Source organism: Ensifer sesbaniae (assembly GCF_013283665.1).
Taxonomy (GTDB): domain Bacteria; phylum Pseudomonadota; class Alphaproteobacteria; order Rhizobiales; family Rhizobiaceae; genus Ensifer; species Ensifer sesbaniae.
Genome location: NZ_JABEKU010000001.1, coordinates 602,401 through 617,169, shown reverse-complemented (window position 1 = coordinate 617,169; position 14,769 = coordinate 602,401). Strand labels below are relative to the sequence as shown.

13 protein-coding genes are annotated in these 14,769 nt (G+C 64.6%); 9 read left to right on the top strand and 4 right to left on the bottom strand.

All coding sequences use genetic code 11. The annotated features are described in order from the left end of the window. Positions 1-177: 177 nt before the first annotated feature. From dapD to BHMPCIPO_RS02935, 3 genes are all read left to right on the top strand, one after another. On the top strand, positions 178-1,035 hold the full coding sequence (gene dapD, locus BHMPCIPO_RS02945) for a 2,3,4,5-tetrahydropyridine-2,6-dicarboxylate N-succinyltransferase (RefSeq protein WP_173515384.1): 858 nt from the start codon (positions 178-180) through the stop codon (positions 1,033-1,035). 4 nt (positions 1,036-1,039) lie between these two features. Next, a complete protein-coding gene (locus BHMPCIPO_RS02940) occupies positions 1,040-1,423 on the top strand; it encodes a DUF805 domain-containing protein (protein ID WP_173515383.1) in 384 nt (127 codons plus the stop codon). Between the two features lie 140 nt (positions 1,424-1,563). Beyond that, entirely contained in the window at positions 1,564-3,483 is a 1,920-nt protein-coding gene (locus BHMPCIPO_RS02935; RefSeq protein WP_173515382.1) for a DEAD/DEAH box helicase, read from the top strand. 199 nt (positions 3,484-3,682) lie between these two features. Here the strand turns inward: BHMPCIPO_RS02935 and BHMPCIPO_RS02930 are convergent, their stop codons facing one another. Continuing rightward, on the bottom strand, positions 3,683-4,000 hold the full coding sequence (locus BHMPCIPO_RS02930; RefSeq protein ID WP_173515381.1) for a DMT family transporter: 318 nt from the start codon (positions 3,998-4,000) through the stop codon (positions 3,683-3,685). Positions 4,001-4,056: 56 nt separating this feature from the next. Here BHMPCIPO_RS02930 and BHMPCIPO_RS02925 point away from each other — a divergent pair, with 56 nt between their 5' ends. Then, positions 4,057-4,479 (top strand): winged helix-turn-helix transcriptional regulator, encoded by a 423-nt coding sequence (locus BHMPCIPO_RS02925; protein WP_246304252.1) that lies wholly within the window; start codon positions 4,057-4,059, stop codon positions 4,477-4,479. 3 nt (positions 4,480-4,482) lie between these two features. Here BHMPCIPO_RS02925 and BHMPCIPO_RS02920 read toward each other — a convergent pair whose 3' ends face one another. Further along, positions 4,483-5,394 carry a LysR family transcriptional regulator gene (locus BHMPCIPO_RS02920; RefSeq protein WP_173515380.1) on the bottom strand — a complete coding sequence of 304 codons (912 nt, stop codon included), beginning with the start codon at positions 5,392-5,394 and terminating at the stop codon, positions 4,483-4,485. 140 nt (positions 5,395-5,534) lie between these two features. Here BHMPCIPO_RS02920 and BHMPCIPO_RS02915 point away from each other — a divergent pair, with 140 nt between their 5' ends. From BHMPCIPO_RS02915 to BHMPCIPO_RS02895, 5 genes are all read left to right on the top strand, one after another. Then, positions 5,535-6,359 (top strand): alpha/beta hydrolase fold domain-containing protein, encoded by an 825-nt coding sequence (locus BHMPCIPO_RS02915; protein ID WP_173515379.1) that lies wholly within the window; start codon positions 5,535-5,537, stop codon positions 6,357-6,359. 81 nt (positions 6,360-6,440) lie between these two features. After that, a complete protein-coding gene (locus tag BHMPCIPO_RS02910; RefSeq protein ID WP_173515378.1) occupies positions 6,441-7,643 on the top strand; it encodes an efflux RND transporter periplasmic adaptor subunit in 1,203 nt (400 codons plus the stop codon). A 129-nt stretch (positions 7,644-7,772) separates the two neighbouring features. Further along, positions 7,773-10,958, top strand: coding sequence for an efflux RND transporter permease subunit (locus BHMPCIPO_RS02905; RefSeq protein WP_173515377.1), 3,186 nt, complete (start codon positions 7,773-7,775; stop codon positions 10,956-10,958). 201 nt (positions 10,959-11,159) lie between these two features. After that, positions 11,160-12,353: a succinyl-diaminopimelate desuccinylase gene (gene dapE, locus BHMPCIPO_RS02900; RefSeq protein WP_173515376.1), complete on the top strand. Its 1,194-nt coding sequence runs from the start codon at positions 11,160-11,162 to the stop codon at positions 12,351-12,353. Continuing rightward, a complete protein-coding gene (locus BHMPCIPO_RS02895) occupies positions 12,340-12,936 on the top strand; it encodes a hypothetical protein (RefSeq protein ID WP_173515375.1) in 597 nt (198 codons plus the stop codon). The genes dapE and BHMPCIPO_RS02895 overlap by 14 nt, the downstream gene beginning before the upstream one ends. 40 nt (positions 12,937-12,976) lie before the next feature. Here the strand turns inward: BHMPCIPO_RS02895 and truA are convergent, their stop codons facing one another. Beyond that, the gene (gene truA / locus BHMPCIPO_RS02890; protein WP_173515374.1) at positions 12,977-13,720 is read right to left on the bottom strand and encodes a tRNA pseudouridine(38-40) synthase TruA; all 744 of its coding nucleotides are present in this window, start codon (positions 13,718-13,720) and stop codon (positions 12,977-12,979) included. After that, the gene (gene fmt / locus BHMPCIPO_RS02885) at positions 13,720-14,655 is read right to left on the bottom strand and encodes a methionyl-tRNA formyltransferase (RefSeq protein WP_173515373.1); all 936 of its coding nucleotides are present in this window, start codon (positions 14,653-14,655) and stop codon (positions 13,720-13,722) included. Before fmt ends, truA begins: the two co-directional genes overlap by 1 nt. Positions 14,656-14,769: the final 114 nt, after the last annotated feature.

The following is a 14,769-nucleotide window of genomic DNA, read 5'->3' as shown; positions in this document are numbered from 1 at the left end:
CGAAAAGCCCTTCAACTTTTCAGGAACATGCTCTAAGGGCCACGCGTTCTTTTGCACGCACCAAGGTCGCCGCAACGGCCAGATCTGCTGCGCAATTTTGTCCTCAAATCGATTCCGATTTAAGGAATTATGCAGTAGAGCTTTCGCAGGATAACCGCCGAACTTTAAGGAATTCCGATGACCAACCACGACCTCGCCTCCCTGTCGCAGACGATCGAGACCGCCTTTGAAGACCGCGATTCCGTGAACACCGCTACGCGCGGCCCGGTGCGCGATGCCGTCGAGACGGCGCTCAACCTGCTCGACAGCGGCAAGGCCCGTGTCGCACAGCGCGGCGAGGATGGCGTGTGGACGGTAAATCAATGGCTGAAAAAAGCAGTGCTCCTGTCCTTCCGCCTCAACCCGATGGAGATCGTCAAGGGTGGCCCGGGCCAGTCCGTCTGGTGGGATAAGGTACCGTCGAAGTTCGACGGCTGGAGCGTCAACGAGTTCGAGAAGGCCGGCTTCCGCGCCGTTCCGAATTGCGTCGTACGCCGCTCGGCCTATATCGCCCCCAATGCGATCCTGATGCCTTCCTTCGTCAATCTCGGCGCCTATGTCGGTGAAGGCACGATGGTCGATACCTGGGCGACTGTCGGCTCCTGCGCCCAGATCGGCAAGAACGTGCACCTTTCGGGCGGCGTCGGCATTGGCGGCGTTCTGGAGCCGATGCAGGCCGGCCCGACGATCATCGAGGACAATTGCTTCATCGGCGCCCGCTCGGAGGTCGTCGAAGGCTGCATCGTGCGTGAGGGCTCCGTTCTCGGCATGGGTGTCTTCATCGGCAAATCGACCAAGATCGTCGACCGCGCCACCGGCGAAGTGACCTACGGCGAGGTTCCACCCTACTCCGTCGTCGTCGCCGGTTCGATGCCGTCGGGCTCGACCATGGCCAACGGCCAGCCGGCGCCCAACCTCTATTGCGCTGTCATCGTCAAGCGCGTCGACGAGAAGACGCGCTCGAAGACCGGCATCAACGAACTGCTTCGAGACTGATGCGATGACACCGGAGGGGCCACAGCCGAGCATGACCTGGCTGTTCTTCAGCCCCTCCGGTCGCATCGGCCGCCTGCCCTTCTTTCTGTCGTGGCTGTTCTGGTTCCTGATCGGCGGTTTCGTCGTCGCCAGGATGGTCGCCAACGAAGAACACGAGACGGCGCTGGCCCTCTGGACGCTGGCGTTCGTCGTCTCGGCTCTCATTTCGCTGCCGTCGATCGCCATGCTGGCGATCAAGCGCCTGCACGATATCGGCTACCCTGGCCCGCTGTCCCTCTGCCTGTTCATTCCCGTCCTGAGCCCCGTGGTTTTCATTGCGCTCTGCCTGTGGCCGGGAGAGCCGGGACCGAACGAGTTCGGCGCCCATAGCGACGAACCCGGCCCCTGACGTTCGCCCCCTGTACAAGAACCGCGCGACCGCGTATGTAGCGCGCCATGACAGGCCCGCGACGTGTTGGCCGCGGCAATTGGCGCCTGTGACGATCCTCCTCGTCCAGGGCATGACGACCGAAATCCGAAAGACAAGATATGATTGAGTTCGAAGGGATCGCGCCTGCGATCGCCGAGGCGTTGGCAAAACGCGGTTACAATGAATTGACGCCCGTTCAAAAGGCGATGCGCGATCCGGAACTCGCCGACAGGGACGCGCTCGTCTCGGCGCAGACCGGTTCCGGCAAGACCGTCGCCTTCGGCCTGGCGCTGGCGCCGACCTTGCTCGGTGACGGGCGCCGCTTCGGCCCGGCCGGCGCACCGCTGGCGCTGGCGATCGCGCCGACACGCGAGCTGGCGCTGCAGGTCAAGCGCGAGCTCGAATGGCTCTACGGTGAGACCGGCGCGACCATCGCTTCCTGCGTCGGCGGCATGGACATGCGCACCGAGAAGCGGGCGCTGGAGCGCGGCGCCCACATCGTCGTCGGCACGCCCGGACGTCTCTGCGACCATATCCGCCGCAATTCGCTCGACATTTCGTCGCTCCGCGCCATCGTGCTCGACGAGGCCGACGAGATGCTCGACCTCGGCTTCCGCGAGGACCTCGAATTCATTCTCGAGGAATCGCCTGACGATCGTCGCACGCTGATGTTCTCGGCAACCGTTCCGAAATCGATCGCCACCCTTGCCAAGAACTACCAGCGCGATGCCGTGCGCATCAGCACCGCTTCCGAACAGAAGCAGCATGTCGATATCGAGTATCGCGCCCTGACGGTGGCGCCGAACGATCGCGAAAACGCGATCATCAACGTGCTGCGCTACTACGAGGCCAGAAACGCGATCGTCTTCTGTTCGACGCGCGCCGCTGTCAACCATCTGACGGCTCGCTTCAACAATCGCGGCTTCTCGGTGGTGGCACTCTCCGGCGAACTCAGCCAGAACGAGCGCACCCATGCGCTGCAGGCCATGCGCGACGGCCGCGCCCGAGTCTGCATCGCCACCGACGTCGCCGCCCGCGGCATCGACCTGCCGGGCCTGGAACTGGTCATTCACGCGGATCTCCCGACCAACTCCGAGACGCTGCTTCACCGCAGCGGCCGCACCGGACGCGCGGGCCAGAAGGGCATCAGCGCACTGATCGTACCGGTCAACCAGCGCCGCAAGGCCGAGCGGCTGCTCGACGGCGGCCGGATCACCGCGACCTGGGCGCGGCCACCGTCGGCCGACGAAGTCAGCCAGCGTGACGACGAGCGCCTGCTTGCCGACACGAGCTTTGCCGAGCCGATCCGCGAAGACGAACAGGCGATCGTGCGCGCCTTGCTCGAACGGCACGGCGCCGAACAGATGGCCGCCGCCTTCGTGCGCCAGTTCCGCTCGGGACGTTCGGCCCCGGAGGACCTGGTCGAGGTTGCCGTCGGCGACAATCGTGCCAAGACGCGCCGCGACGAGCGGTCGGGTCCGCGTGAGGATTTCGGCGCCGAGCGCGCCGATTTCAGCGACGGCAGCTGGTTCTCGCTGTCCGTCGGCCGCAAGCAGAGCGCCGAGCCGCGCTGGCTGATCCCGATGCTCTGCCGTCATGGCAAGCTGACCAAGCGCGACATCGGCGCAATCCGCATGCAGCAGGAAGAGACCTTCGTCGAAATGACGGCCGAGGGCGCCGAGCGGTTCCTGTCGGCGATCGGCAAGGACAAGACGCTGGAGAAGGGTATCCGGGTGAAGCCGCTGGCGGGTGCGCCCGATCTTTCGCAGCAGCGTCAGGAAAAGCCGGCCTTCGCCAAGAAGCGCCCGCGGCCAGAGGATGGCCCGCGCGACGAGCGCAAGGACTTCAAGCCGAAACGCAAGTTCGACAAGAAGCCTGCCTACTCCGACGGACCGGCCTATACCGAAGATCGGCCGCCGGAAAAGCGCGCCGACAAGCCCTGGAGCAACAAGAAGAAGGGCAAGCCGGATGCCGGCAAGGACGGCGGCTTCAAGCCCAAATCCAAGTCCAAGGGCAACGCCAAGAACCGCCAGGGCTAGAGCGGGATGAGGAAAAGTGTGTGCGGTTTTCCGCCCGCATCCCGCTCCAACTTATTAGAATCGATCACGTTTAGGATTTGGGTCAACCTGACCCAATATCATCGTGATCTGAGCCGACACGGCGAGTTCACAGCCAGTCAAAGCGCCGCGAGCCGATCGCGGCGCTTTTTTCGTGAACAGGGTTCGGGGCGCTGTCGGCTCAGGCCTCCAGAAAGCGCAGGCCGGCGACGGCGACGATGATCATCGCGATACAGGTGACGCGCAGCCAGGAGACCGGATCCCCGAAGAGCACGATGCCGAGCACCGTGATGCCGACCGAGCCGATGCCGGTCCAGGCGGCATAGGCCGTGCCCGCCGGCAGGTCACGCATCGCAATCGTCAGAAGATAGACGCTGCCGAGAGCAGCGGCGATGCCGACTGCGCTCGGCACCAGCTTCGTCCAGCCGTCAGCATATTTCAGCGCCAGCCCCATGACGATCTCGATGAGGCTCGCCGCTATCAGAAGGATCCATGCCATGTTCGTCTCCGTTGGGAATTCTCACATGACAAACAAGCTGGTAGCATAGGTACCAAATGACAATTACGCACCTTTTGGTAACCATGAATAATCCCGACACGCGGACATCCGCCACGTCCGTCCCCGACGTCTTCGATCCGACCTGTTCGTCACGCCATGCGCTGGAACTGATCGCCGGCAAGTGGCCGATGCTGATCCTCTCGGCCCTCGAAGGCGGGCCGATGCGCAATGCCGCGCTGATGCGCAGGCTCGGCGACATTTCGCAGAAGATGCTGACGCAGACGCTGAAGGAGCTGGAGCGCAACGGCCTGGTCATCCGCGAAGACAAGAAGACGGTGCCGCCGCATGTGGAATACAGCCTGAGCCCGCTCGGCCGTTCGCTCAGCGAAACGCTGCTGGTACTCGACCGCTGGGCGGAGACTCATTTCGGCGCACTGGATGCGGCACGCGAGCGCTACGACGCCGATCGGAACCGGTGAGGATCAGGCGGCATCGAGCTGCGACTGGGCAACGACCTTGACCACCCAATCGGCAAAGACGCGCAGGCGGCTGCTGAGGTGCCGGTTCGGCGGATAGACCAGATAGATCGGCATGGGTTCGACCTCCCAGTCCTCGAGGACCGGCCGCATGGCGCCGGACACCAGATCGTCGCGCACCATGAAACGAGGCGCCTGGATGACGCCCAGGCCGGCGCGAGCAGCGGCGAGATAGGTCGTCACTTCATTGGCCGCCACAGCGTAGCGGCCGTTCACCTCGATCTCCTCATTGCCGCGCTTGAAATAGAACGGCATCTGCTGTCCGGTCTGCGGCCGGAAGTAACCGACGACGTAGCAGTTCTTCGACAGATCGGACGGGTGCTGCGGCATTGCGTGACGCTGGAGATAGTCCGGTGCGGCGCAGGCAACGAAGCTCATCTCGGTAATGCGGCGGGCGATCAGCGACTGGTCGGTGAGCGTGCCGACACGGATGGCGCAATCGACGTTCTCCGCGACATAGTCGACGGTTCTGTCGGAAACACCGAGATCGATCTGGATATCCGGATAGCGCTTATGGAACTCGGGCAAGGCCGGAATGACGATCAGATTGGCAATCGCACTGGCCATTTCCACCCGCAAACGCCCCTTCGGCAAGGTCTGGGCGCTGGAAAGGCTGCCGTCGAGTTCGTCGAGATCGGTCAAAAGGCGTGCGGCGCGTTCGTAATAGAGCGCACCATCGGGCGTCACCAGCACGCGGCGGGTGGTGCGGTTCAAAAGTTTTGTGCGCAAATGCGCCTCCAATCCCTGAATGAGATTGGTCAGCGTCGCCTTGGGCATATTCAGCGAAGCGGAGGCGCGGGTGAAATTTCCGGTTTCGACGACCCGGAGGAACGCGCGCATGGCCGTGAGCTGGTCCATTTTCAAGAGCCGTGATTGTTCGAGAATACGAATAGTGTAGTCAGTTTGAAAATACTATTCCAGACAGAAGACAATGCTATTCTCCTACCGTGGCGTGTCGCCGCCACATGTGGGTTGACCTCTGGCCGAAGGCAAGAGAGATGGGCGAACTGTTCAAAGTGGAGACGATGCAGACCGGCCAAGGCTGCTGCACGGCACGCGTCTACCGCGGCGAAGCTTTGCTCAATCCGCCGCCGGTCGTGTTGCACCTGCACGGCGGCTCCTTCGTCGGCGGAACGATCGCCGCCGGCGAGCGCGTCGCCGAGGCGCTTGCGGCGGCTGGAGCGGTGGTGATCTCTCCGGAATATTCCGCGGCCTGCCTCAATCCATTTCCCGCGGCGCTCGATGTCGCCTACGCCATGCTGTCGTCGATGCGCTCGCGCTGCCCGCAGTTCGCGCACAAGAAGTCGTCGCTGTTCGTGGCCGGCGAAGAGGCAGGCGGCAATGTTGCCGCCGGCGCCGCTTTGATGGCGCGTGACCAGTATCTGACCGATCTCAAGGGCCAGATCCTGCTGTCGCCGATGCTCGACCCTTGCCTGGCGACGGAATCGTTCCGGCAATACTGTCCGCAGTCCTCGGCGCAATCGATCGCCGATGGCTGGCAGCGTTACCTCGGGCAAAGCGGTGGCTTCACCCATCCCTACGCCGCGCCGGCCCACTGCACGCGGCTTGCCGGCCTCGTGCCTTCGCTGATCGTGACCAGCGAAGAGTGTCCGATGCGCGACGAGGCTGAAGCCTATGCCGAGCGTCTGCGCAAGGCCGGCGTGATGGTTGAGTCCCATGTCCTGCCCGGACGAGCCGGATGGCTGCCGCAGAATGCGGCTTCCGGCGAAGGCTGGTCGGCGCAGCAGAAGGAAATTACCGGCATCTTCTCCCGCTTCTTCCAGAAGGCAGGGGCAAAGCCGGCGGAAATGACGGTGCGTTAGACGAGGGCGGTCACCTAGCCCATTCCCTCGATCTGACATCGAAAGCAAAGCGCCGGCTCCCAACCGGCAAGGAGAGAAAAGATGACATCGACAGTGACCCGTCGGGCCCTCTGGGGCGCCGGCCTGAGTATCCTTTTGTCTGTCGCCGGCGGTGGTGCCGTCATGCTCGGCCTGCCGCAGCATTTCGAGGCCGACGCCGCCACCGAGACCGCCGCGGCGCCACCTCCGGCCGTGCCGGTTTCGGTGGCGCGGGCGCAGTCCAAGCGCATCACCACCTGGGAAGAATTCTCCGGCAGGCTCGAAGCGATCGAGCGTGTCGAGGTTCGCCCGCGCGTCGGCGGCGCCATCCTCAAGGCGTACTTCCGCGAAGGCGCGCTCGTCAAACGGGGCGATCTCCTGGTGACGATCGATCCGGAGCCCTATGCCGCCGCCGTCGAACGGGCGAAGGCCCAGGTCGAAGCGGCCGAAGCGCGCGTCGCGCTTGCCAAGATCGAACTCGAGCGCGGCCGCAAGCTGGTGACCACCAGCGCCATTCCGCAGAGCGGCGTCGACCAGCGCGCCAGCGCCTATGACGAAGCCCAGGCAGAGGTACGCTCGGCCAAGGCGGCGCTGCGCACGGCCGAACTCGACCTGCAATATACCGAGGTGCGGGCGCCGATCTCCGGCCGCGTCGGCCGGCTCGACGTGACCGCCGGCAACCTGGTCGCCGCCGGTTCCGCCTCGCCCGTGCTGACGACGCTCGTCTCGGTCGACCCGATCTATGCGAGCTTCAACGCCAGCGAAGAGGTCGTCACGACGGCGCTCGCCAAGCTCGCGGCCTCGGCCGGCGGCAACGCGATCGAACGTCTTCCGGTCCAGGTCGGCACCGCCGCCGACGAGGGCACGCCGATCACGGGCCATATCCAGCTCATCAACAACGAGGTGGATGCGGCAACCGGTACGATCCGCGTACGCGCGGCGCTCGAAAACGCCGACGGCAAGCTGATCCCCGGACAGTTCGTCCGCATCCGCATCGGCGAACCGGACCCCGAGGAAAAGCTCGTGATCAGCGACCGCGCCATCGGCTCCGACCAGGACAAGAAGTTCGTCTTCGTCGTCGGCACCGACAACAAGGTCGAGTATCGCCAGGTGAAGCTCGGGCCGAATTCCGACGGTCTGCGCATCGTCGAAAGCGGTCTGAAGTCCGGCGAGAACATCGTCGTCAACGGCCTGCAGCGGGTCCGCCCCGGCGTCGTCGTTGCGCCACAGCAGGTCGAGGAAACGACCGCCTCGATCGCCAAATGATTTAGTCGACCCTTCGCCTGGTGCGAAGGGTTCGCCAACCAAGGCATCACTCAGCAGACATGGCCGCGTGGCGACGCCTCTCGCCGCGCACGCCTGAGGTCTGCTTGAACTCGTCCCAAGGGGGATACCATGAATTTCTCACGCTTCTTCGTCGACCGCCCGGTCTTCGCGGGCGTTCTTTCGGTCCTGATCTTCGTGGCCGGCCTGATCGGCATGACCGGTCTGCCGATCTCGGAATATCCCGAAGTCGTGCCGCCGCAGATCGTCGTGCGTGCACAATATCCGGGCGCCAACCCGGCGGTCATCGCCGAAACGGTGGCGACACCGCTCGAAGAACAGATCAACGGCGTCGAAGGCATGCTCTACATGCAGAGCCAGGCGACCGCCGACGGCCTGATGACGCTGACCGTCACCTTCGAGCTCGGCACCGATCCGGACCAGGCCCAGCAGCTCGTGCAGAACCGCGTCTCGCAGGCCGAACCGCGACTGCCCGAGGAGGTGCGCCGCCTCGGCGTCACCACCGTCAAGAGCTCGCCCGACCTGACGCTGGTGGTGCACCTGATCTCGCCGAACGGACAATATGACATCAACTATCTGCGCAACTACGGTGTGTTGAACGTCAAGGATCGGCTGGCCCGCATCGAAGGCGTCGGCCAGGTCCAGATCTTCGGCGGCGGCGACTATTCGATGCGCGTCTGGATCGACCCGCAGAAGGCCGCCGAACGCGGCCTGGCGGCAAGCGACATCGCCCTTGCCGTCCGCGGCCAGAACGTCCAGGCGGCCGCTGGCGTCATCGGTGCCTCGCCGTCCGTCCCCGGCCTCGACCTGCAGCTTTCCGTCAACGCGCAAGGCCGCCTGCAGACGCCTGAGGATTTCGCCAACATCGTCGTCAAGTCCGGCGCCAATGGCGAAGTCACCCGCCTCGGCGACGTCGCGCGTGTCGAGATGGGTGCGGCCGATTATTCGCTGCGCTCGCTGCTCGACAACAAGCCGGCCGTCGGCATGGGCATTTTCCAGGCGCCGGGCTCGAACGCGATCCAGATCTCGGAAAACGTGCACAAGGCCATGGCCGAGCTGAAGCTCACCATGCCCGAGGGCGTCGACTACGAGATCGTCTACGACACCACCCAGTTCGTGCGCGCCTCGATCGAGTCGGTCATCCATACCCTGCTCGAGGCGATCGCCCTCGTCGTCATCGTCGTCATCGTCTTCCTGCAGACCTGGCGCGCCTCGATCATTCCGCTCGTCGCCGTGCCGGTCTCGATCGTCGGCACCTTCGCGGTGATGTATGTCTTCGGCTTCTCGATCAACGCGCTCAGCCTCTTCGGTCTGGTGCTGGCGATCGGCATCGTCGTCGATGACGCGATCGTGGTGGTGGAAAACGTCGAACGCAATATCGAACAGGGGCTGTCGCCGGTCCAGGCGACCTATCGCGCCATGCAGGAAGTCTCCGGTCCGATCATCGCCATCGCGCTGGTGCTCGTCGCCGTCTTCGTGCCGCTTGCCTTCATCACCGGCCTCACCGGCCAGTTCTACCGCCAGTTCGCGCTGACGATCGCGATCTCGACCGTCATCTCGGCGCTTAACTCGCTGACGCTCTCTCCGGCGCTGGCCGCCCTTCTGCTCAAGGACCATCATGCGCCGAAGGATTGGCTGACCCGGGCGATGGACAAGCTCTTCGGCTGGTTCTTCCGCGGGTTCAACCGCTTCTTCGGAGCAAGCTCGGAAGCCTATGGCCGCGGCGTCGGCCGGATCCTAACGCGCAAGTCGCTGATCATGGTCGTCTATGTCGTGCTCCTCGGCGTCACCTTCACGCTGTTCCGCGCCATCCCCGGCGGCTTCGTGCCGGCTCAGGACAAGCAGTACCTGATCGGCTTCGCCCAGCTTCCGGATGCAGCCACACTCGACCGCTCGGAAGACGTGATCAAGCGCATGAGCGAAATCGCGCTGAAGCACCCGGGCGTCGAAAACGCCATCGCCTTCCCGGGCCTGTCGATCAACGGCTTCACCAACTCGTCGAACTCCGGCATCGTCTTCGTCGCCCTCAAACCCTTCGAGGAACGCAAGACGCCCGAACTGTCAGGTGGCGCGATCGCCATGCAGCTCAACCAGGAATTCGGCGCGATCCAGGATGCCTTCATCGCCATGTTCCCGCCGCCGCCCGTCCAGGGTCTTGGCACGACCGGCGGCTTCAAGCTGCAGATCGAGGACAAGAATGGCCTCGGCTATCAGGCACTCGACGAGGCAGCCAAGGCTTTCCTCGCCAAGGCCTACCAGACGCCGGAACTGGCCGGGCTCTATTCGAGCTACCAGATCAACGTGCCGCAGCTCTATGCCGACCTCGACCGCGTCAAGGCGCGCCAACTCGGCGTGGCCGTCACCGACGTCTTCGAGACGCTGCAGATCTACCTGGGCTCGCTCTACGTCAACGACTTCAACGCCTTCGGCCGTACCTACAGCGTGCGCATCCAGGCGGACGCCAACTACCGCAGCCATGCCGACGACATCGGCAAGCTGAAGGTCCGCTCGCAGTCCGGCGAGATGATCCCGCTGTCGGCGCTCTTGAAGGTCGAGCAGACGGTCGGCGCCGAGCGGGCGATCCGCTACAACGGCTTCCTCTCCGCCGACATCAACGGCGGCCCGGCACCGGGCTTCTCCTCCGGCCAGGCCCAGGCCGCCATCGAAAAGATCGCCGCCGAAACGCTGCCGCCGGGCATCGGCTACGAGTGGACGGATCTCACCTACCAGCAGATTCTCGCGGGCAACTCCGGCATCCTGGTCTTCCCGCTGGCGCTGCTGCTCGTCTATCTCGTGCTCGCTGCCCAGTATGAAAGCCTGACGCTGCCGATCTCGATCATCCTGATCGTGCCGATGGGCATCATGGCGGCTCTCATAGGCGTCTGGCTGACGGGAGGCGACAACAACGTCTTCACCCAGATCGGTCTGATCGTGCTGGTCGGCCTGTCGGCGAAGAACGCCATCCTGATCGTCGAGTTCGCCCGCGAACTGGAACTGTCGGGCAGCACGCCGGTCAAGGCTGCGATCGAGGCAAGCCGGCTGCGTCTCCGCCCGATCCTGATGACCTCGATGGCCTTCATCATGGGTGTGGTGCCGCTGGTGACGTCCACCGGCGCCGGTGCGGAAATGCGCTCGGCCATGGGTGTCGCGGTCTTTGCCGGCATGATCGGCGTCACCGCCTTCGGCATCTTCATGACCCCGGTCTTCTACGTGCTGATCCGCAAGCTCACCGGCGAGCGGCCGTTGAAGCACGCCGGAGCCCATATCGAAGCGCCGCATCTCGCGCCCGGCGAGTAGGGCTCCCTCCTTTCGCGATCTTCAGGCGGGCCGGATCACTCCGGCCCGTCGAAGCTGCGGCGCTGCGCCTCCGCCCAGGCGCGGCGCCGTTTTGCGGCCCGTGTGACAGTTCGCATCGCGCGTGACAGTTCCTTGGCGATCGGATAAACCAGCAGCCTCCATTCCATAGGCCCAGCGGCCATGCAGACGGCATAGCGTTAGATGACCCCCACCGATCCGATCGCCAATCTCGCCACCCTCATTCGCTGCCCCTCGGTCACCCCGGCCGAAGGCGGAGCGCTTGCCGCCCTCGAAGCCATGCTGAAGCCGCTCGGCTTTTCGGTCGACCGCGTGGTGGCCAAGGACGTCGGCACGCCCGACATCGAGAACCTCTATGCGCGGCTCGGCACCGAAGGCCCGCATCTGATGTTCGCCGGTCATACGGATGTGGTTCCCGTCGGCGACGAAGCCGCCTGGAGCCACGGACCATTCGCGGCCGAGATCGCCGGCGGCGAAATGTACGGCCGCGGCGCCGTCGACATGAAGGGCGGCATCGCCTGCTTCGTCGCGGCGATCGCCCGCCACATTGAGAAACATGGCGCGCCGAAGGGCTCGGTATCTTTCCTGATCACCGGCGACGAAGAAGGCCCGGCGATCAACGGCACCACCAAACTGTTGCAATGGGCGGCTGACAAGGGCGAGCGCTGGGACGCCTGCCTCGTCGGCGAACCGACCAACCCGGAGAGCCTCGGCGACATGATCAAGATCGGCCGGCGCGGCTCGCTCTCCGGCCGCATCACCGTCAACGGCGTGCAAGGACATGCCGCCTATCCGCATCTCGCCGACAATCCGGTGCGCGGCATCCTGCAATTGACGCAGGCGCTGATGGATCCGCCTTTCGACAACGGCACCGAGAGTTTTCAGGCATCGAACCTGGAAGTGACGACGATCGACGTCGGCAACGGCGCGGTCAACGTCATTCCGGCCAAGGCCACTGCCGCCTTCAACATCCGTTTCAACGACACCTGGACCGCGGAAAGCCTGATGGCGGAGATCATTGCGCGGCTCGATCGCGCTGCCGCTGCCGGCAGCCTGCGGCCGGATCGTGCGCCCGTCCGCTACGAGATCACCTGGGCCGAGCGGCCGAGCCACGTGTTCCTGACGCGCAACAACGCATTGATCGATTCGCTTTCCGGTGCGGTCGAGGCGGTCACCGGCCGGCAGCCGAAGCTGTCGACGACAGGCGGCACCTCGGATGCGCGCTTCATCAAGGACTATTGCCCGGTGGTCGAATTCGGCCTGGTCGGCCAGACCATGCACATGGTCGACGAGCGCGTCGCCGTCGCCGACCTTGAAACCCTGACCAATATCTACGAGACCTTCATCTCCAGCTGGTTCGATCATGCCGCTGCTTGACGAGGTGCTTGCCTATATCAAGGGCATCTGGCTCTTGGCGCAGGGCAACGAGGAGGGATTCCGCTGGTTCGACTTCAGCGAGAGCGGCCTGTGGCGATCGTTCACGACGATGCTCTGGTGCCTGCCGGCGATCGCCGTCACCTGGGCGTCCTGGCGGCTCTATTATCTCTCCGCCATGCCGACCGGCACGACCGTCGGCATAGACGCTATCTTCAAGCTGGTGCTGGTCGATCTCACCGGTTGGCTTCTGCCGCTGGTGCTGATCGCCGTGCTCTCCCGCCCGCTGGGCTTTGCCCCAGCAGTGGTGCCGGTCATCGTCACAACAAACTGGCTGTATGTGCCCTTATCCTATGCGATGGCGGTTCCGGCGGCACTGCGCCTGGTCATTCCGGGAAGCGAGGGGCTGACGGGCCTGATCGAACTCATGTTGCTCGTCGTCAACGTCGGTGTCCTCTTCCGGCTACTGCGCATGGTGACGGGCAATCAGACCTTGCTGGCCTCGGCGCTGACGGCGCTCTTCCTATTGCCTTCGCTGATGATCGGCCGACTATTGCTGGGCGTCTTCGGCCTCATTCCGGGCTGATCGCGGTCTGGGAGATGCCCTCAGGGACCTCGGCCGTCAGTCAATAATCCACCTGAAGGAAATAAAGCCCCTCGGGCGGTGCCACGGGGCCGCAGGCCTTGCGGTCGCGCGCTTCCAGCGCCGCCTGCAAGTCGTCCGGCGTCCACTTTCCCTCACCGACCAGCTTCAGAGATCCTGCGAAGGAACGGATCTGGTTGTGCAGGAAGCTCTGCGCCGTCGCGCGGATCTCGATGACGCCGCCGACAAGCGCAACGTCGAGCCGGTCGAGCGTGCGCACCGGGCTCGTCGCCTGGCAATGGGCGGAGCGGAAGGTGGTGAAATCGTGATGACCGACGAGGCGCTGCGCACCCTCGTGCATCGCCTCGTGGTCGAGCGGCTTCGGCACCCACCAGGCCCGCCTGGCTTCGAGCGCCAGCGGCGCCGGTCGTGAAATGATCCGGTAGAGATAGTGTCGGCGCAGCGCCGAGAAGCGCGCGTCGAACTCCGGCGACACTTCTTCGGCTTCCAGGATCGCCACCCGCTCGCCGGCAAGCCCCAGATGTGCGTTCAGCGCGTTGCGCAGCGTATAGGGTTTCCATGGCCGCGTGAGATCGGCATGCATGACCTGGCCGCTGGCGTGGACGCCAGAATCCGTACGGCCCGCGCCGCGGATCGAGACGGTCTCGCCGGTCAAGGACAGGATCGCCTTTTCGATCGCTCCCTGCACGGATTGACCGTTGTCCTGCCGCTGCCAGCCGACATAGTCCGAGCCGTCATATTCGACGGTCAGCTTGAACCGCGGCATCAGCCGACCCTCGTACCGGCGGCCACCGGCGTTCCACGCAGGAAGTCGGCGGCACTGAGCGCCTTGCCGCCGGCGCGCTGCAGTCGTGTAAGCCGCACCGCACCTTCGGAGCACGCAATCGTGAGGTTGTCGTCGAGCACCGTGCCGGGCTCGCCGGAGCCTGGAGCCGGCTCGGTGTTCAGCACCTTTATGCGTTCCGGCTTGCCGGCGATCCCGAGCTCGAACCAGGCGCCCGGGAAGGGCGACAGGCCGCGGATATGGTCGTGCACCTCGCGGGCAGGACGGGCGAAGTCGATGTGGGTTTCCGCCTTGCTGATCTTCTGGGCGTAGACGACGCCTTTTTCGGCTTGCTCCGTCAGCGGCAGATCGCCGGCCGCGAGCTTCGCCATCGCCTCCCGCATCAGGGTAGCGCCGACCTGCATCAGCCGGTCGTGCAACTCGCCCGCCGTCATCGTCTCGCCGATCTGGACCGCCTTGGTCAGCGCGACCGGGCCGGTGTCGAGCCCCTTGTCCATCTTCATCACCATCATGCCGGTCTCATGATCGCCGGCCATGATCGCGCGCTGGATGGGAGCCGCCCCGCGCCAGCGCGGCAGAAGCGAGGCGTGGCCGTTGTAGCAGCCGTATTTGGTGCCGGTGAGAATCGCCTCTGGCAAAAGCAGACCATAGGCGACGACCACGGCGACATCGGCGTCGAAGTCGCGGAAGGTCTGACGATCCGCTTCGTCCTTGAAGTTGACCGGCGTCAGCACGGGAACGCCCAGCAGCTCCGCCGCCTGGTGTACCGGCGATTTCTGCAAATCGAGCCCGCGGCGACCGCCCGGTCGCGGCGGCTGCGTGTAGACGGCGACGATCTCATGGCCGGCTTCGGCGAGTGCTGCCAGCGTCGGCACCGAAAACTCCGGCGTGCCCATGAAGATGATGCGAAGCGACAAGGCGTTGAACTCCGTCCTCTCAGTTCAAATTGCGCAATTCCGGACGGAAAACCGTTTCACACTTTTCCCGGAATTGCTCCAGAGATTCAGGCCCCTTCAAACGGGTTTCCCGCC

What these genes read in the sequence shown, in the direction of transcription:
- BHMPCIPO_RS02915 (WP_173515379.1), top strand. Translation starts at nt 5,535, where the DNA reads ATGGGCGAACTGTTCAAAGTGGAGACGATGCAGACCGGCCAAGGCTGC.
- BHMPCIPO_RS02895 (WP_173515375.1), top strand. Translation starts at nt 12,340, where the DNA reads ATGCCGCTGCTTGACGAGGTGCTTGCCTATATCAAGGGCATCTGGCTC.
- BHMPCIPO_RS02930 (WP_173515381.1), bottom strand. Translation starts at nt 4,000, where the DNA reads ATGGCATGGATCCTTCTGATAGCGGCGAGCCTCATCGAGATCGTCATG.
- BHMPCIPO_RS02925 (WP_246304252.1), top strand. Translation starts at nt 4,057, where the DNA reads ATGACAATTACGCACCTTTTGGTAACCATGAATAATCCCGACACGCGG.
- dapD (WP_173515384.1), top strand. Translation starts at nt 178, where the DNA reads ATGACCAACCACGACCTCGCCTCCCTGTCGCAGACGATCGAGACCGCC.
- dapE (WP_173515376.1), top strand. Translation starts at nt 11,160, where the DNA reads ATGACCCCCACCGATCCGATCGCCAATCTCGCCACCCTCATTCGCTGC.
- BHMPCIPO_RS02905 (WP_173515377.1), top strand. Translation starts at nt 7,773, where the DNA reads ATGAATTTCTCACGCTTCTTCGTCGACCGCCCGGTCTTCGCGGGCGTT.
- BHMPCIPO_RS02910 (WP_173515378.1), top strand. Translation starts at nt 6,441, where the DNA reads ATGACATCGACAGTGACCCGTCGGGCCCTCTGGGGCGCCGGCCTGAGT.
- BHMPCIPO_RS02935 (WP_173515382.1), top strand. Translation starts at nt 1,564, where the DNA reads ATGATTGAGTTCGAAGGGATCGCGCCTGCGATCGCCGAGGCGTTGGCA.
- BHMPCIPO_RS02920 (WP_173515380.1), bottom strand. Translation starts at nt 5,394, where the DNA reads ATGGACCAGCTCACGGCCATGCGCGCGTTCCTCCGGGTCGTCGAAACC.
- BHMPCIPO_RS02940 (WP_173515383.1), top strand. Translation starts at nt 1,040, where the DNA reads ATGACACCGGAGGGGCCACAGCCGAGCATGACCTGGCTGTTCTTCAGC.
- truA (WP_173515374.1), bottom strand. Translation starts at nt 13,720, where the DNA reads ATGCCGCGGTTCAAGCTGACCGTCGAATATGACGGCTCGGACTATGTC.